We start from the raw sequence: 15,867 nt of genomic DNA on the forward strand, positions 1-15,867 counted from the left end.
GCCCGCCACGGGCCTCCTGTCCGGTCTCGCCGGCGTCGGCCGCGGGGCGGACGCGTGGCGCGGACCGCAGCGCCCTCCCGTCCAGGCCCACCACGAACGCGACACCCCACGAGTCGAATGACTCGTGGGGTGTCGGAGAACGGGTGTCGAGCGCGCGACGCGCCCGGGCGTCAGGCGTCGATGGGTTCCCGGACGGCGTCTCGGCCGGCCGAGGCCCGCGTCGACAGCACCACGGCGGTCACCGCACCGACGAGCAGCCCGGCGAGCACCATGTGCGTGCCGACGAGCCCGACGGGCAGACCCGTGCGTGCCTGCGTGAGGCCGACGGCGATCTGCAGGAACTCGACGACGAGCAGCAGCAGCGGCCACTTGCTCGGTCGGCCCAGGCGGACGGCTCCGATGACGAGCACCAGGGTCAGGGCGAAGAGGGCGTACGCGGGCCAGGCGTGCACGTGCTCCATGACCGCCGGGTCGAACCCGGTGCGGTGCAGGCGGCCACCGTCGACGGCGGCGTCGGCTCCGGCGTGCGGGCCGCTGCCGGTGGTCAGGATGCCCACGAGGACGGTCACGACGACGGCGGCGACGGTGCCGCGGACGACACCCGTGTACCAGCCGGGGACGAGCCGCTGGGCGGTGCGCGGACCGTGCGTGGTGCGGTAGACCAGCGCAGCGGTCACCGAGGTGAGGGCGGCGGAGACGACGAAGTGCAGCCCGACCACGAAGGGGTTCAGGTTCGTCCAGACGCTCATGCCGCCGATGACGGCCTGCACGGGGATCGCGACGCCCTGAGCGAACGCCAGCCAGAAGAGTTCGGGGCGCGTGCGGAGCATCCGGACGACCGCGAGGAACATCGCGACGGCCACGATCACGAGCACGAAGGTGAGCAGACGGTTGCCGAACTCGATGATGCCGTGGATGCCCATCTCCGGCGTGGAGACGAGCGAATCCGCCGTGCACTTGGGCCAGGTGGGGCATCCGAGGCCCGAGGCGGTCAGGCGAACCAGGCCTCCGGTGCCGATCAGCACGACCTCGACCACGAAGGACGCCCAGGCCAGGGCGACCACGCGACGGTCGACCACGCGGGGGAGCGACCACCACCGTCCGGTCCGGAGATCCTGCTCGACGGGGGATCCGACGCGTGTCACGAGGGTGGTGCCTTCCTGTTGTTCCGTGCGGTGAACCTGTAGGATTCGAGGGTTCAGCAGCAGTCAAGTCTAGGCAGGCGCCGGCTCCGAATGGGCCGAGATCGCCGATCACTCCACGGACTGCGTGGAACCATTGTCGTTGCGAGGGAGCAGCACCGGGTCCGCATGTCAGCGGTCCGCGGTGGAATGGCGTCCAGACGCCACGGGTTCACACCTGTAACGCTGTCCCGCGAGAAGGAAACGAGGAGACCATGTCCGACGTGCTCATCGACCGTCCCGAGCTCGAAGGGCTCGGCCAATACGAGTTCGGCTGGTCCGACTCCGACTCGGCAGGGTCCTCCGCCCGTCGTGGGATCTCGGAAGAGGTCGTCACCGACATCTCGAACCTCAAGAACGAGCCCGAGTGGATGCTGAAGAACCGCCTCAAGGGGCTGTCGCTCTTCGGCCGCAAGCCGATGCCGACGTGGGGTGCCGACCTGACGGGCATCGACTTCGACAACATCAAGTACTTCGTGCGCTCCACCGAGAAGCAGGCGCAGTCGTGGGAAGACCTCCCCGAGGACATCCGTGCGACCTACGAGAAGCTCGGCATCCCCGAGGCCGAGCGCCAGCGCCTCGTCGCCGGTGTCGCCGCGCAGTACGAGTCCGAGGTCGTCTACCACCAGATCCGCGAGGACCTGGAGCAGCAGGGCGTCATCTTCATGGACACCGACACGGCGCTCCGTGAGCACCCGGAGCTGTTCGAGGAGTACTTCGGCACCGTGATCCCGGCCGGCGACAACAAGTTCGCCGCGCTGAACACAGCCGTCTGGTCCGGTGGCTCGTTCGTCTACGTCCCCAAGGGCGTCCACGTCGAGATCCCGCTGCAGGCCTACTTCCGGATCAACACCGAGAACATGGGCCAGTTCGAGCGGACGCTGATCATCGCGGACGAGGACTCGTACGTCCACTACATCGAGGGCTGCACCGCCCCGATCTACAAGTCCGACTCGCTGCACTCGGCCGTCGTCGAGATCATCGTGAAGAAGAACGCCCGCGTTCGGTACACGACGATCCAGAACTGGTCGAACAACGTCTACAACCTCGTCACCAAGCGTGCGATCGCACACGAGGGCGCGACGATGGAGTGGATCGACGGCAACATCGGGTCCAAGGTCACGATGAAGTACCCGTCGATCTACCTCGCCGGCGAGCACGCCAAGGGCGAGACGCTCTCCGTCGCCTTCGCGGGCCCCGGTCAGCACCAGGACGCCGGCGCGAAGATGATCCACATGGCGCCGTACACGACGTCGTCGATCGTCTCGAAGTCGATCGCCCGTGGTGGCGGTCGTGCGGGCTACCGCGGTGAGGTCCGGGTCGACCCGGCCGCGCACCACGCCGCCAACACCGTGCGCTGCGACGCCCTGCTGGTCGACACGATCAGCCGGAGCGACACCTACCCGGCGATCGACATCCGTGTCGACGACGTGCAGCTGGGGCACGAGGCCACGGTCTCGCGTGTCAGCGAGGAGCAGCTCTTCTACCTCATGTCCCGCGGCATGGCCGAGGACGAGGCGATGGCGATGATCGTCCGTGGCTTCATCGAGCCGATCGCCCGCGAACTCCCGATGGAGTACGCACTCGAACTCAACAAGCTCATCGAGATGAGCATGGAAGGATCCGTCGGCTAGATGTCCAGCACCACCCCTCCCCACATCGACCAGCCGATCGAGCCCGCTGCCGCAGCGCAGGGCGGCGCCCAGCACGGCGCCGGAGCCCACTCCGACGGCGGCTGGGACGCCCCCGACAAGAAGGTGCCGGTCCAGACCCGCTCCGAGCGGTTCCAGTCCGGCGACGTCGAGGCGTTCCCGAAGGTCACCGGCCGAGAGGTCAACTGGAAGTTCGCGCCGCTCGCCAAGCTCCAGCCGCTTCTGGACGGCGGACTCGACGGATCCGCCTACCCGTACCTCGCCCGCCAGTCCGAGGGTGCCGACGTCGAGTGGGGTCGCAGCGACGACCCCCGCGTCGGCTCCGCCGGGCTGCCCGAAGATCGCGCCTCGGCTGCGGCCTGGACCGCGCGCGACGCCGTGCTGGCGATCACGATCAAGGCCACCGAGGCACACGAGTTCATCACCGTGACCCGCTCCGACTTCGGGTCGCAGCCCCGCGCCGCGCACACGGTCATCACGGCCGAGCCGAACGCGCAGGGCATCGTCGTGCTCGACAACCGCGGCGGCGCCCTGCTCAGCGAGAACGTCGAGATCGTCGCGCAGCAGAACTCGCGACTGACCGTCGTCAGCCTGCAGGACTGGGACGACGACGCCGTGCACGTCGCGACGCACTTCGCCGAGGTCGGTCGTGACGCGTTCCTCAAGCACGTCGTGGTCTCGCTCGGCGGCGACGTCATCCGGGTCAACCCCTCGACGCACCTCGGTGCGCAGGGCGCCGACACCGAGATGTACGGCGTGTACTTCGCCGACGCCGGCCAGTACATCGAGCAGCAGGTCTACGTGAACCACGACGCGCCCAACACGCGCGGTCGGGTCAACTACAAGGGCGCGCTGCAGGGCCAGGGCGCGCACACCGTCTGGATCGGTGACGTCCTGATCGGCCGCGCCGGCGACGGCACCGACTCGTACGAGCAGAACCGCAACCTCGTGCTGACGGACGGCACCCGCGCCGACAGCATCCCGAACCTCGAGATCGAGACGGGCAACATCGAGGGCGCCGGACACGCGAGTGCGACCGGTCGCTTCGACGACGAGCAGCTGTTCTACCTGCAGTCCCGCGGCGTCCCGGAAGTAGAAGCCCGGCGCCTCGTCGTGCTCGGCTTCCTGGTCGAGGTCATCCAGAAGATCGGTGCTCCCGAGCTCGAGGAGCGCCTCATCGCCGCGGTCGAGCAGGAGCTGGCCGAGGGCCGCTCGGTCATCGCCGCACCGGCCGAAGCGGGCGCCGCGCAGTCCGACGGCGCGGAGGCCAGCGCCTGATGGCCGAGAAGGTCTGCGCCGAAGCCGACATCGCGGTGGACAGCCCGATGCGGGTGGTCGTCGGCGGCACGGCGGTCGCGATCGTGAAGGACTCGTCCGGCACGGTCCACGCCATCGGCGACACCTGCACGCACGGCGACATCTCGCTGGCCGAGGGCTTCGTCGAGGGTGACTCGCTGGAGTGCTGGGCCCACGGGTCCCGCTTCTCGCTGACCAGCGGCAAGCCGCAGAACTTCCCGGCCTACGAGCCCGTCCCGGTCTTCCGGGTCGAGGTCCGCGACGGCGACGTCTACGTCGACGTGCAGGACGTCGTCCCGGTCGACTGAGCACACCAACACTTCCCGCGGCTGACGCCGCACCACAGCTGCAACCGAAGGAACGCAATGTCCACTCTGGAAATCCGTGACCTCAAGGTCTCGATCGACACCGATCAGGGCACCAAGGAGATCCTGAAGGGTGTCGACCTCACCATCAACGAGGGCGAGATCCACGCGATCATGGGGCCGAACGGCTCCGGCAAGTCCACCCTGGCGTACACGATCGCCGGGCACCCCCGGTACAACGTCGTCGGTGGCACGATCACCCTCGACGGCGAGGACGTCCTCGCGATGAGCGTCGACGAGCGCGCCCGTGCCGGCATGTTCCTGGCGATGCAGTACCCGGTCGAGATCCCCGGCGTGACGGTGTCGAACTTCCTCCGCACCGCCAAGACGGCGATCGACGGTGAGGCTCCGGCGCTCCGTGGCTGGATCAGGGAACTCCGCCAGTCGATGGCCGACCTGAAGATGGACTCGTCGTTCGCCGAGCGCAACGTCAACGAGGGCTTCTCCGGCGGCGAGAAGAAGCGCCACGAGATCATGCAGCTCGAGCTCCTCAAGCCGAAGTTCGCCGTCCTCGACGAGACCGACTCCGGCCTCGACGTCGACGCGCTGAAGATCGTCTCCGAGGGCGTCAACCGCGCCAAGGCCGCGACCGGCCTCGGTGTGCTGCTCATCACGCACTACACGCGCATCCTCCGCTACATCAAGCCGGACTTCGTGCACGTGTTCGTCGCCGGCAAGGTCGCGGAGCAGGGCGGCCCCGAGCTCGCCGACCGCCTCGAGAACGAGGGCTACGACCGCTACGTGCAGGCCGCTGCCGCCGAGGCGCAGGCCTGATGATCGCCGCACTCGCTCCCGACAAGTTCGACGAGGTCGTCGAGGGCCTGAAGGAGGTCCAGGACCCGGAGCTCGGCGTGAACATCGTCGACCTCGGCCTGATCTACGACCTCGCCTGGGACGACGACGCCAACGCGCTCGTCATCAGCATGACGCTCACCAGCGCGGGCTGCCCCCTGACCGACGTCATCGAGGGTGACACCGCGAACGCCCTCGACGGCATCGTGGACGCCTTCCGGATCAACTGGGTCTGGATGCCGCCGTGGGGTCCGGAACGGATCACCGACGACGGACGCGAGATGATGCGCGCCCTCGGGTTCGCGATCTAGTCGCGACCCACCACGGACGGGAGGCGCGGTGCCAGCTGGCACCCCGCCTCCCGTCTGTCTGTGCGCATGCCACGCGCGGGGCGCGCCGCCGATCGGTCGTGACCGCCCGCTCACGTTCGCCGCGTGGTCACGTGCTGTCGGCTGACGGTGCTCCAGACGACGGAAAGCGACCACTCGGTGTCAGGCCGGCGGGGAGTCGTGACCGACCGACGCCCCGGCACGTCCCCGCAGCGGACGCAGAACGTCCCCGCACCGACGCGCCTGCATGGCCCCGCACCGACCGACGCCCCGGCACGTCCCCGCACCGACAGTTCATCCCCGCACCGAACGCAGAACGGCCCCGCACCGATCGGTGCGGGGCCGTTCTCGTGCGAGACGTCAGCGGCGGCCGACGGCCTTCCACGCGAGCGGCAGGATGCCGGCGGCGATGAACGCCTTGGCGACGCCACCGACGATGAACGGGTACAGGCCGGCGGCGAGCACCGACTGGACGTCGTTCGGGGCACCGAGCTGGCCGAGCGCCACGGCCAGGTACGGCAGGCCGGTCACGAACGGGATGGCACTCGCGAGCAGCATCGCGACCGCCGCGCGACCGACGTTGCGGTCCCAGTTGCGGCGCGCGAGCCAGCCGACGAGCCCGGCGGCCGGGATGAAGCCGATGACGTACCCGAAGCTCGGCAGGGCCAGGGCCTGCAGGCCGCCCTGCATGTCGGCGAAGAACGGTGCACCCGCGAGTCCGGCGACGGCGTAGACGAGCAGCGAGAGCATGCCGCGACGTGCGCCGAGGGTCGCGCCGACGAGCACGACGGCGAGCGTCTGCCCGGTGATCGGGACCGGCCACATCGGGACCTCGAGCTGCGCCATCGCGGCGGTGAACAGGGCTCCGCCGGCGACGAGGGCGGCGTCGGTGGCCAGCCCGTGCGTGCGCAGACGGTCGGCGAGGACTGCGCGGGGAGCGAACCCGGTGGCGTTCGTCATGGATTCTCCTAGAATGGACTGCTGGTTCCGTTCGGAACCATCGGTCCCGTCAGCGTAGCGGTGCACCTCACGCACACACCGTTGTGCAAACCCACCAACTGATTGGACGTCCACTGTGCTTGCCGTGCACGAACTCGAGATCCGCGTCGGAGCTCGTCTCCTCATGGAAGACGTGTCCTTCCGTGTCGAGAAGGGCGACAAGATCGGACTCGTCGGCCGCAACGGCGCGGGGAAGACGACGATGACCAAGGCCCTCGCGGGCGAGACGCAGCCCACCGGCGGCAAGATCGAGCGCGGTGGGGAGATCGGCTACCTGCCGCAGGACCCCCGCTCCGGCGACCCGGAGGAGACCGCGCGGAAGCGCATCCTCGACGCCCGCGGGCTCGGCGAGCTCGTGGAGGGCATCCGCCTCGCGACCCTCGACATGGCGAGCGACGACGCGGCCGTGGCCGAGAAGGCGATGCGGCGCTACAGCCGCCTCGACGACCAGTTCAACGCGCTCGGTGGCTACGCGGCCGAGGCCGAGGCTGCCTCGATCGCGTCGAACCTGAAGCTGCCGGACCGCATCCTCGACCAGCAGCTCAAGACGCTCTCGGGTGGTCAGCGGCGGCGCATCGAGCTCGCCCGGATCCTGTTCTCGGACGCCGAGACGATGATCCTCGACGAGCCGACCAACCACCTCGACGCCGACTCCGTCGTGTGGCTCCGCGAGCACCTGAAGACCTACCCCGGTGGCGTCATCATCATCTCCCACGACGTCGAGCTCGTCGACGAGGTCGTGAACCGCGTCTTCTACCTGGACGCCAACCGCCAGACCATCGACATCTACAACATGGGCTGGAAGCTGTACCAGCGGCAGCGCGTCGCCGACGAGGAGCGCCGCCGCAAGGAGCGCGCGGGCGCCGAGAAGAAGGCCGCCACGCTCAAGGACCAGGCCGCCCGGTTCGGCGCCAAGGCGTCGAAGGCCGCGGCAGCCCACCAGATGGTCGCGCGTGCCGACAAGCTGCTCGCCGGTTTGGAGGACGAGCGCGTCGCCGACCGGGTCGCGAAGATCCGCTTCCCCACCCCGGCGCCCTGCGGCCGCACCCCGCTGATGGCCGAGGGGCTGTCGAAGTCCTACGGGTCGCTCGAGATCTTCGCGGGTGTCGACCTGGCGATCGACCGCGGTTCGCGCGTGGTCATCCTCGGTTTCAACGGTGCGGGCAAGACGACGCTGCTGCGCATCCTGGCGGGTGCGGACCAGCCGGACACGGGTGAGATCCAGCCCGGCCACGGTCTGCGCATCGGTTACTACGCGCAGGAGCACGAGAACATCGACATCAACCGCACCGTGATCGAGAACATGGTGTCGGCGTCGACCGACCTCAACGAGACCGAGGCCCGTCGGGTGCTCGGGTCGTTCCTGTTCACCGGCGACGACGGCTACAAGAAGGCCGGAGTCCTGTCCGGTGGTGAGAAGACGCGTCTGTCGCTCGCGATGATCGTGGTCTCCGGCGCGAACGTCCTGCTGCTCGACGAGCCGACGAACAACCTGGACCCGGCGTCGCGCGAGGAGATCCTCAATGCCCTCGCCGGCTTCGAGGGCGCGGTCGTCCTGGTGTCCCACGACGCCGGCGCGGTCGAGGCGCTCAACCCCGAGCGTGTGCTGCTGCTGCCGGACGGCACCGAGGACCACTGGAACAAGGACTACGCGGAGCTCATCGAGCTCGCGTAGCTGCCTGCGAGACGGTGTCTTGCGCACTCGCCGTGGGGACAGGCGGACGGGAGGCCCGTGGCGACGCCGCCACGGGCTTCCCGTCCGCTGTGGGGTCGCGTTCGCGGACACGTCAGACCCCGTCGCGTCGGCGAGACGCCCCGAAAGCGGCGCGACGCCGCCGTGTTCGGCGGCGTGTTGCGATGACGACGGCGTCTTGCGGAACAGCACCAGCGCGTCAGCGACGTGACGCGATGAGCTCGTCTTCGATCTCGGCGTCGGTCTTCGGCTTCGCGTTCTTGCGGCGTTCGCGCTCGAGGGCGCGCTCGCGCTCCTCGGGGTCGTCCTGGTTGAGGTTCCGGTACTCCTGCACCATCACGTACGCCAGGAAACCGAAGCCGCCGGCGGCGAACAGGAACCACTGGATGAAGTAGCTCAGGTGCAGCCCGGTGTCGGCGGTCGGACGCTCCCAGCCGAGCGGGCGGGCCTCGGTCGGGGCGGGGGACTCGGATGCGAGTTGCCCGTACGCACCGGTCCAGATCGGGTCGTCGACCTTGTTCGCCACGTCGGCCAGCGTGACCGACTGCACCTGGTCGGTGTCCTTCGGGTCGGAGCGGCCGGGGATGCGCGGTTCGCTCTGCTGCAGGCGGACGATCGCGGTGACCTCGCCGGACGGGGGAGCGGGCACGTGGTCGGGCGCGTCCTGGGCGTTGCCGGTCGGCACCCACCCGCGGTCGACGATGAAGGCGCGGCCCTCGGACGTGACCAGGGGTGTCAAGACCTCGAACCCGGGCTGCCCGTTGTGTACGCGGTTGCGCACGAGCAGCTGCGCGTCGACGTCGTAGCGGCCGGTCACGGAGACCCGGAGCCACTCCTGCTCGTCCTGCCAGCTCGAGGCCTTCGGCAGCGCCCGGTCGAGGGGGACGGGGGTGTGGTCGTAGTTCTGCGCGACCTGCTCGTTCTGCCGGACGGCCTCGTTGCGGCGGTCCCACTGCCACATGCCGAACAGCGCGCAGACGACGGCGAAGGCGACGGCGATCGCGAAGTAGCCGAGCCAGCGGCGGCTCCGGACGAAGCGCCAGCCGACGAACGGTTCGCGGGGGTCGTGCTGCTGCGCCGCGGCACCCGACTCGGCGGACGCGCGCTGCAGCTTGGCGGCGTGCTTGCGGCCGTACCGGGACTGCGGGTCGAAGCCGTCGGTCATCGCGAGGTGCCGGTGGAGCGCACCCCGACGTCGTTCTTCGGCGCCGCGGTCGACTCGCGCTCGTCGTCGAGGTGGTCGACGTCCTCGTGCATGCCGGTGACGCGCACCGGGAACGAGCGGGAGCGCAGGTAGTCGGCGAGGAAGTCGCGGTGCTCGTCGCACGCGGCCCAGATCTTCACGCGGTCGATCGCGTGGATCCGGGGGTTGCGCCAGTTCACACGCCACCCGGCAGTCGACACGCAGCCGGCGCGGGAGCAGACCGGGGTGGAACCGGGTTCGGTCTGCAGGTCGAACGTCGCACCCATCAGCGGGGTCCCCACATCTTCGATCGGTCGCCGTTGCGCTGCCACTCGTCCTGCGCGTGCTGCGCCTGCTGGCGGAGGCGGTCCTGCTCGTCGCGGTAGGCCTGGGCCCGGGCGTCCTCCTGCTGTTCGCGGAGACGCGGGTCGACGGCGTCGTAGAGCTCGATGGACCCGGCGGGGGAGATCATGTCGCTCTCGGTCCGGCTGCCGGCGTTCGCGATGACGACGGCGACCCAGGGGATCACCGCGGCCAGGACGATCGGGATGACCGCCAGCCACGAGTGCCAGATCGAGTACACGAGCACCGCGGAGATGAAGAGGACCACTCGGATGGCCATCTGCCAGACGTAGCGGGACAGGCGGTGCGCCCGGTCCTGCTCCGGTGTGTCCGGCAGCGACGTGATGCTCGTGTGCGTGCTCTTCATACAGATGGTCTCCGTCTACCCGTGGTCAAGCCTAATCCCGCCGGACCGATCGTGGGTGCGCCGCGCGCGAACCGGCGGGTGGTCCGCTCCGGTACGCTCGTCCGGGCGTGTCCGCCGGGTCCCCGGCACCGCGTGCCGAGCAGACCCCACCGAACGGAGCGACCATGAGCACCCCCCGTACCGTCCTCATCACCGGCGGCAACCGCGGCATCGGCCACGCGCTGGCCGAGCGGTTCGTCGCCGCCGGCCACCGGGTCGCCGTGACGTCGCGCAGCGGTCAGGGTGGTCCCGAGGGTGCGCTGACGGTGCAGGCCGACATCACCGACACGGCCTCCGTCGACGCCGCGTTCACGCAGGTCGAGGCCGAGCTCGGTCCGATCGAGGTCCTCGTCGCGAACGCCGGCATCACGAACGACCAGCTGCTCCTCCGCATGTCCGAGGACGACTTCACCAGCGTGGTCGACACGAACCTCACGGGCACCTTCCGCGTCGTCAAGCGCGCCACGAAGGGCATGATGAAGGCCAAGTTCGGCCGCATCGTGCTGATGTCGAGCGTCGTGGGCGCCTACGGCCAGATCGGCCAGGTCAACTACGCGTCCTCGAAGGCCGCCCTGGTCGGCATGGCCCGGTCGATCACGCGTGAGCTCGGCTCGCGCGGCATCACCGCCAACGTCGTCGCGCCCGGCTTCATCCAGACGGACATGACCGCCGCGCTCTCCGACGAGCTGCAGGCCGAGTTCAAGAAGGCGATCCCGGCCGCCCGCTACGGCACGGTCGACGACGTCGCCGACGCCACGCTGTTCCTGGCGAGCGACGGTGCCGGGTACGTCTCCGGTGCGATCATCCCCGTCGACGGCGGCCTCGGGATGGGCCACTAGCCCTCGGACTGATCAGCCGCGCAGGCCGAGCGTCGCGAGCACAGCGGACAGGTCACGGTCGACGACCGCGACGTCCGCCTGCTCCCGCACGCGCGGCTTCGCGTCGAACGCGACCGACAGCGCAGCGACGCGCATCATCTCGAGGTCGTTCGCGCCGTCGCCGACCGCGATCGTCCGTGCCGGGTCGACCCCGTCCGCGTCCGCCCACTCGCGGAGCGCGACGGCCTTGGCGTGTGCGTCGACCACGTCGCCGAGCACGCGGCCGGTGAGCACGCCGTCGGTGACCTCGAGGCGGTTCGCCCGGCAGTGGTCGAGACCGAGCTGCTCGGCGAACGGGTCGAGCACCTCGTGGAAGCCGCCGGACACCACGCCGACGGTGCCGCCGGCGGCGTGCACCCCGCGGACGAGCTGGTCGGCGCCCCGCGTCACACGGACCGCCTGCTGTGCGCGGACGAAGACGTCTGCCTGGAGGCCCGCCAGGGTCGCGACACGCTCCCGGAGGCTCTCGGCGAAGTCGAGTTCCCCGCGCATGGCGCGCTCCGTGATCGCCGCCACCTGTGGCCGGGTCCCGGCGCTGTCGGCGAGCAGTTCGATCACCTCGTCCTCGAGGAGGGTGGAATCGGCATCGAGGACGACGAGGAAGCGGGGCACGCACCAACGGTACCGACTGACGGAGGCACGGCCGCGTCCGTGACGCGAGCCGTGCCTCCAGGCCGTCCGTCCGGGGCTGGGCCCCGGGGGTCTGCTTCCCTACGCGTCGACGCGGACGCCCTTGCCGACCCATGGGCGGAGTCCCGACTCGGTGACGGATCAGGCGTCGACGCGGACGCCCTTGCCGACCCATGGGCGGAGCCCCGACTCGGTGACGGATCAGGCGTCGACGCGGACGCCCTTGCCGACCCATGGGCGGAGCCCCGACTCGGTGACGGATCAGGCGTCGACGCGGACGCCCTTGCCGACCACGGTGATGCCCGACTCGGTGACGGTGAACCCGCGTGCCTCGTCGGCCTCTCGGTCGACGCCGACCTGCGCACCGGGCGCGAGGACGACGTCCTTGTCGAGGATGGCGCGGTTGACGACCGCCCCGGCGCCGATGGTGGCGCGCTCGAACACGATCGAGTCGAGGACCTTCGCGCCGGAGTCGATCGAGCACCAGGGGCCGATCATGCTGCGCTCGACCTGCGCACCCGACACCAGGCAACCGAGGGACACGAGCGAGTCCACCGTGGACCCGGTGTTCCCGTTCGCGTCGCGGACGAACTTCGCCGGCGGCAGGTTCGTCTGCTGGTTGAAGATCGGCCAGTCCTGGTTGTACAGGTTGAAGACCGGCACCGGCGCGATGAGGTCCATGTGGGCGTCGAAGAACGAGTCGATGGTGCCCACGTCGCGCCAGTAGTACTTGTCGCGGTCGGTGGAACCGGGGACCTCGTTGCGCTGCAGGTCGTACACGCCGGCGTCGCCGCGGTCCACGAAGTCGGGGACGATGTCACCGCCCATGTCGTGGGCCGAGGTCTCGAGCTGGCCGTCGCGCAGGACCGCGTCGACGAGGGCGTCCGCGTTGAACACGTAGTTGCCCATCGAGGCCAGGATCTCGCCGGGGGAGTCGGCCAGCCCGACGGCGTCCTTCGGCTTCTCGAGGAACGCCTCGATCTTCGTCGGGTCGTCGTCGGCCACCTGGATCACGCCGAACTGGTCGGCGAGCCCGATCGGCTGACGGATCGCCGCCACCGTGGCACTGCGGCCGGAGGCGATGTGCGCCTCGACCATCTGGTGGAAGTCCATCCGGTACACGTGGTCAGCACCGACGACGACGACGATGTCGGGGCGTTCGTCGCGCAGCAGGTTGAGCGACTGCAGGATCGCGTCGGCCGAGCCGGCGAACCAGCGCTTGCCGAGCCGCTGCTGCGCGGGGACGGACGCGACGTAGGAGCCGAGCAGCCCCTCCATGCGCCACGTCTCCGCGACGTGCCGGTCGAGACTGTGCGACTTGTACTGGGTCAGGACGACGATCTTCTGCAGACCGGAGTTGACCAGGTTCGACAGTGCGAAGTCGATGAGACGGAAGTTGCCGCCGAACGGGACGGCGGGCTTCGCGCGATCGGCCGTGAGCGGCATGAGTCGTTTGCCCTCGCCGCCGGCGAGCACGATGCCGAAGACCTTCTTTGGTGCCATGCCGCTCACAGTAGGCGTCAGCACTGGGAACCGGTTACGTTGAACCAGTGCGAGTCGATCTGCTGACCAGGGAGTATCCGCCGGAGGTCTACGGCGGAGCGGGTGTCCACGTGTCCGAACTCACCGCCGCGTTGCGGTCGGGGACGGACACGGAAGTCCGTGTCCGGGCCTTCGGGGCCTTCCGTGACGAACCCGACGTGTGGGGCTACCGGACCCCGGACGGCCTCGGCCAGGCGAACGGCGCGCTGCAGGCCCTCGGCACCGACGTGGCCATCGCGGCCGACGTCGAGGGTGCCGACCTCGTGCACTCGCACACCTGGTACGCGAACTCCGCTGGCCGGATCGCGCAGCTGACCTACGGCATCCCCCACATCGTCACCGCCCACAGCCTCGAGCCGCTCCGCCCGTGGAAGGCCGAGCAGCTCGGCGGCGGCTACCGCCTGTCCAGCTGGATGGAGCGCGAGGCGTTCGAACACGCCGACGGCGTCATCGCGGTCTCGAAGGCCATGCGTGCGGACATCCTGCGCTCGTACCCGTCGATCGACCCGGCGAAGGTCCACGTCGTCTACAACGGCATCGACATCGACGCGTGGAAGCCGACCGTCGACGAGGACGCCGTGCGCGCCCTCGGCATCGACCCGACGCGCCCGAGCGTCGTGTTCGTCGGACGCATCACCCGGCAGAAGGGCCTGCCGTACCTGCTCCGTGCCGTGGCGTCGCTGCCGTCGGACGTGCAGATCGTGCTGTGCGCCGGCGCGCCGGACACCCCCGAGATCCTGGCCGAGGTCACCGAGCTCGTCGACGGGCTCCGGGCCGACCGCGAGGGCGTCGTCTGGATCGACCGGATGCTCGCGCACCAGGAGATCGTGAACGTGCTGTCCTCGGGCACCGTGTTCGTGTGCCCGTCGGTCTACGAGCCGCTCGGCATCGTGAACCTCGAGGCGATGGCGTGCGGCATCCCGGTCGTCGGCACCGGCACCGGCGGCATCCCCGAGGTCGTCGCCGACGGGCTCACCGGCCGCATCGTCCCGATCGACCAGGTGCAGGACGGCACCGGCACCCCGACCGACCCCGACCGCTTCGTGGCCGACCTCGCCGCGACCCTCACCGAGGTGCTCGCCGACGAGGGGCTGGCGAAGCTCATGGGACGCGCCGGACGGCTCCGTGTCGAGACCGAGTTCACCTGGGACGCGATCGCCACCAGGACACGGCAGGTCTACGACCAGGTGCTCGGCCAGAACCCGTAGGCTGGTCGCATGCCCTCGGTCGTGCGCTTGTCAGACGTCTCCGTGGTCCGCAACGGGGCCACCATCCTCGACGCGATCTCGTGGGAGGTGCAGGACGACGAACGCTGGGTCGTGCTCGGCGCGAACGGTGCCGGCAAGACCACGCTGCTGCAGGTCGCCGGCGCCCAGACGTTCCCGACCTCGGGCGACGTCGAGGTGCTCGGGACCGAGCTCGGCGGCGCCGACCTGTTCGAGCTCCGCCCGCGCATCGGCTTCGCGTCGACCGCGCTGGCACGTCGCATCCCGGTGACCGAGAAGGTCATCGACGTCGTGCTCACGGCGGCGTACTCGGTGACGGGTCGCTGGAACGAGGAGTACGAGGAGCTCGACGTCCGCCGTGCGCAGCGCGTGCTCGAGGAGTGGGGCCTGGGGTCCTTCACCGACCGCACGTTCGGCGACCTCAGCGACGGCGAGCAGAAGCGCGTGCAGATCGCCCGTGCCGTGATGACCGACCCGGAGATCCTGTTCCTCGACGAACCGGCCGCTTCGCTCGACCTCGGTGCCCGCGAGAGCCTCGTCCGCACCCTCGGTGGCTACGCCCAGAGTGCGGACTCGCCGGCCATCGTCATCGTGACCCACCACGTCGAGGAGATCCCGGCCGGGTTCACCCACGCGCTCGTCCTCGCCGACGGCCACGTGCAGGCCGCCGGCCCCATCGACGAGGTCCTGACGGACCAGACCCTGACCGAGGCGTTCGGCATCGACCTCTCGGTCACCAAGGACGCCGGTCGCTACACGGCACGCGCCGCGTAGCGCTGCGATCCCGCCGTCTCTCTGGTATCGTGGACGGCTGGCGCAAGCCGACGACTTCCCGCGCAGTTCGCGCAATCCCATCACCGCTATCGAGGAATCTCCATGAAGACCGACACCCACCCCGAGTACCGCGCCATCGTCTTCCGCGACCTGGCCTCCGGTGAGACGTTCCTGACGCGTTCGACCGCGAACAGCGACAAGACCATCGAGCTCGACGGTGCGACCTACCCGGTCATCGACGTCGAGATCTCGTCCGCTTCGCACCCGTTCTACACGGGCAAGCAGCGCATCCTCGACTCGGCCGGTCGCGTCGAGAAGTTCAACCAGCGCTTCAAGGGCTTCAGCAAGTAAGCAGCCCCCGCACAACGCCAACGGGCGGTCCTCCTCCGGGAGGGCCGCCCGTTCGCGTTGTGCGGTCGTGGGCCCTGGACGCAAGACACCGGTGTTCGCGCATCACGCCGCGTTCTGCGGGTGTTCGGCGCGCGAACACCGGTGTCTTGCGGGGGGGGGGGGGGGTGTGGGGGGGTAGGGGGCGTTTGGGGGGGGGGCAGCGGGGGGTGGGGGTTAGGTTCGGGTGGG

General features: G+C 69.8%; 17 protein-coding genes. 10 read left to right on the forward strand and 7 right to left on the reverse strand.

Annotated elements, in window-relative coordinates:
• Nucleotides 1-170 precede the first annotated feature (170 nt).
• Nucleotides 171-1,145, reverse strand: a complete 975-nt coding sequence (locus DEJ00_RS03530) for a heme A synthase (protein ID WP_051596734.1) — start codon at nucleotides 1,143-1,145, stop codon at nucleotides 171-173.
• A 251-nt stretch (nucleotides 1,146-1,396) separates the two neighbouring features.
• Between DEJ00_RS03530 and sufB the strand changes: the two genes are divergently transcribed.
• The 5 genes from sufB to DEJ00_RS03555 are packed head-to-tail and all read left to right on the forward strand — an operon-like array spanning nucleotide 1,397 to nucleotide 5,597.
• Nucleotides 1,397-2,815, forward strand: a complete 1,419-nt coding sequence (sufB, locus tag DEJ00_RS03535) for a Fe-S cluster assembly protein SufB (RefSeq protein ID WP_027465678.1) — start codon at nucleotides 1,397-1,399, stop codon at nucleotides 2,813-2,815.
• Complete coding sequence (gene sufD / locus DEJ00_RS03540; protein ID WP_258373517.1) at nucleotides 2,816-4,111, forward strand: Fe-S cluster assembly protein SufD; 1,296 nt, start codon at nucleotides 2,816-2,818, stop codon at nucleotides 4,109-4,111.
• Complete coding sequence (locus DEJ00_RS03545) at nucleotides 4,111-4,437, forward strand: non-heme iron oxygenase ferredoxin subunit (RefSeq protein ID WP_372445448.1); 327 nt, start codon at nucleotides 4,111-4,113, stop codon at nucleotides 4,435-4,437. The genes sufD and DEJ00_RS03545 overlap by 1 nt, the downstream gene beginning before the upstream one ends.
• 57 nt (nucleotides 4,438-4,494) lie before the next feature.
• The gene (gene sufC / locus DEJ00_RS03550; protein WP_111056422.1) at nucleotides 4,495-5,268 is read left to right on the forward strand and encodes a Fe-S cluster assembly ATPase SufC; all 774 of its coding nucleotides are present in this window, start codon (nucleotides 4,495-4,497) and stop codon (nucleotides 5,266-5,268) included.
• A complete protein-coding gene (locus DEJ00_RS03555) occupies nucleotides 5,268-5,597 on the forward strand; it encodes a metal-sulfur cluster assembly factor (protein WP_017887270.1) in 330 nt (109 codons plus the stop codon). The genes sufC and DEJ00_RS03555 overlap by 1 nt, the downstream gene beginning before the upstream one ends.
• A gap of 378 nt (nucleotides 5,598-5,975) precedes the next feature.
• On the opposite strand, the gene DEJ00_RS03560 is transcribed toward DEJ00_RS03555, so the two are convergent.
• Nucleotides 5,976-6,575 (reverse strand): biotin transporter BioY, encoded by a 600-nt coding sequence (locus DEJ00_RS03560; protein WP_111056423.1) that lies wholly within the window; start codon nucleotides 6,573-6,575, stop codon nucleotides 5,976-5,978.
• 115 nt (nucleotides 6,576-6,690) lie between these two features.
• Here DEJ00_RS03560 and DEJ00_RS03565 point away from each other — a divergent pair, with 115 nt between their 5' ends.
• Nucleotides 6,691-8,289, forward strand: a complete 1,599-nt coding sequence (locus DEJ00_RS03565) for an ABC-F family ATP-binding cassette domain-containing protein (protein ID WP_027465675.1) — start codon at nucleotides 6,691-6,693, stop codon at nucleotides 8,287-8,289.
• A gap of 217 nt (nucleotides 8,290-8,506) precedes the next feature.
• Here DEJ00_RS03565 and DEJ00_RS03570 read toward each other — a convergent pair whose 3' ends face one another.
• The 3 genes from DEJ00_RS03570 to DEJ00_RS03580 are packed head-to-tail and all read right to left on the reverse strand — an operon-like array spanning nucleotide 8,507 to nucleotide 10,199.
• Nucleotides 8,507-9,472: an SURF1 family protein gene (locus DEJ00_RS03570; RefSeq protein WP_083404129.1), complete on the reverse strand. Its 966-nt coding sequence runs from the start codon at nucleotides 9,470-9,472 to the stop codon at nucleotides 8,507-8,509.
• Nucleotides 9,469-9,777 (reverse strand): hypothetical protein, encoded by a 309-nt coding sequence (locus DEJ00_RS03575; protein ID WP_375537587.1) that lies wholly within the window; start codon nucleotides 9,775-9,777, stop codon nucleotides 9,469-9,471. The genes DEJ00_RS03570 and DEJ00_RS03575 overlap by 4 nt, the downstream gene beginning before the upstream one ends.
• On the reverse strand, nucleotides 9,777-10,199 hold the full coding sequence (locus DEJ00_RS03580) for a DUF3099 domain-containing protein (RefSeq protein WP_051596733.1): 423 nt from the start codon (nucleotides 10,197-10,199) through the stop codon (nucleotides 9,777-9,779). The genes DEJ00_RS03575 and DEJ00_RS03580 overlap by 1 nt, the downstream gene beginning before the upstream one ends.
• Before the next feature lie 164 nt (nucleotides 10,200-10,363).
• Here DEJ00_RS03580 and fabG point away from each other — a divergent pair, with 164 nt between their 5' ends.
• Entirely contained in the window at nucleotides 10,364-11,077 is a 714-nt protein-coding gene (gene fabG, locus DEJ00_RS03585; RefSeq protein WP_027465673.1) for a 3-oxoacyl-ACP reductase FabG, read from the forward strand.
• A gap of 12 nt (nucleotides 11,078-11,089) precedes the next feature.
• Here fabG and serB read toward each other — a convergent pair whose 3' ends face one another.
• Nucleotides 11,090-11,728 (reverse strand): phosphoserine phosphatase SerB, encoded by a 639-nt coding sequence (serB, locus tag DEJ00_RS03590; protein ID WP_111056424.1) that lies wholly within the window; start codon nucleotides 11,726-11,728, stop codon nucleotides 11,090-11,092.
• Nucleotides 11,729-12,007: 279 nt separating this feature from the next.
• Entirely contained in the window at nucleotides 12,008-13,249 is a 1,242-nt protein-coding gene (locus DEJ00_RS03595) for a glucose-1-phosphate adenylyltransferase (RefSeq protein ID WP_027465671.1), read from the reverse strand.
• A gap of 47 nt (nucleotides 13,250-13,296) precedes the next feature.
• Between DEJ00_RS03595 and glgA the strand changes: the two genes are divergently transcribed.
• The 3 genes from glgA (at nucleotide 13,297) to DEJ00_RS03610 (ending at nucleotide 15,639) form a co-directional block, all read left to right on the forward strand.
• Nucleotides 13,297-14,496 (forward strand): glycogen synthase, encoded by a 1,200-nt coding sequence (glgA, locus tag DEJ00_RS03600; protein WP_027465670.1) that lies wholly within the window; start codon nucleotides 13,297-13,299, stop codon nucleotides 14,494-14,496.
• 9 nt (nucleotides 14,497-14,505) lie between these two features.
• Nucleotides 14,506-15,288, forward strand: a complete 783-nt coding sequence (locus tag DEJ00_RS03605) for an ABC transporter ATP-binding protein (RefSeq protein ID WP_017887279.1) — start codon at nucleotides 14,506-14,508, stop codon at nucleotides 15,286-15,288.
• Nucleotides 15,289-15,390: 102 nt separating this feature from the next.
• Nucleotides 15,391-15,639 carry a type B 50S ribosomal protein L31 gene (locus tag DEJ00_RS03610; protein WP_017887280.1) on the forward strand — a complete coding sequence of 83 codons (249 nt, stop codon included), beginning with the start codon at nucleotides 15,391-15,393 and terminating at the stop codon, nucleotides 15,637-15,639.
• Nucleotides 15,640-15,867 lie beyond the last annotated feature (228 nt).

Origin of the sequence: Curtobacterium sp. MCLR17_039 (assembly GCF_003234745.1) — a bacterium.
In the GTDB taxonomy this organism is placed as follows: domain Bacteria; phylum Actinomycetota; class Actinomycetes; order Actinomycetales; family Microbacteriaceae; genus Curtobacterium; species Curtobacterium flaccumfaciens.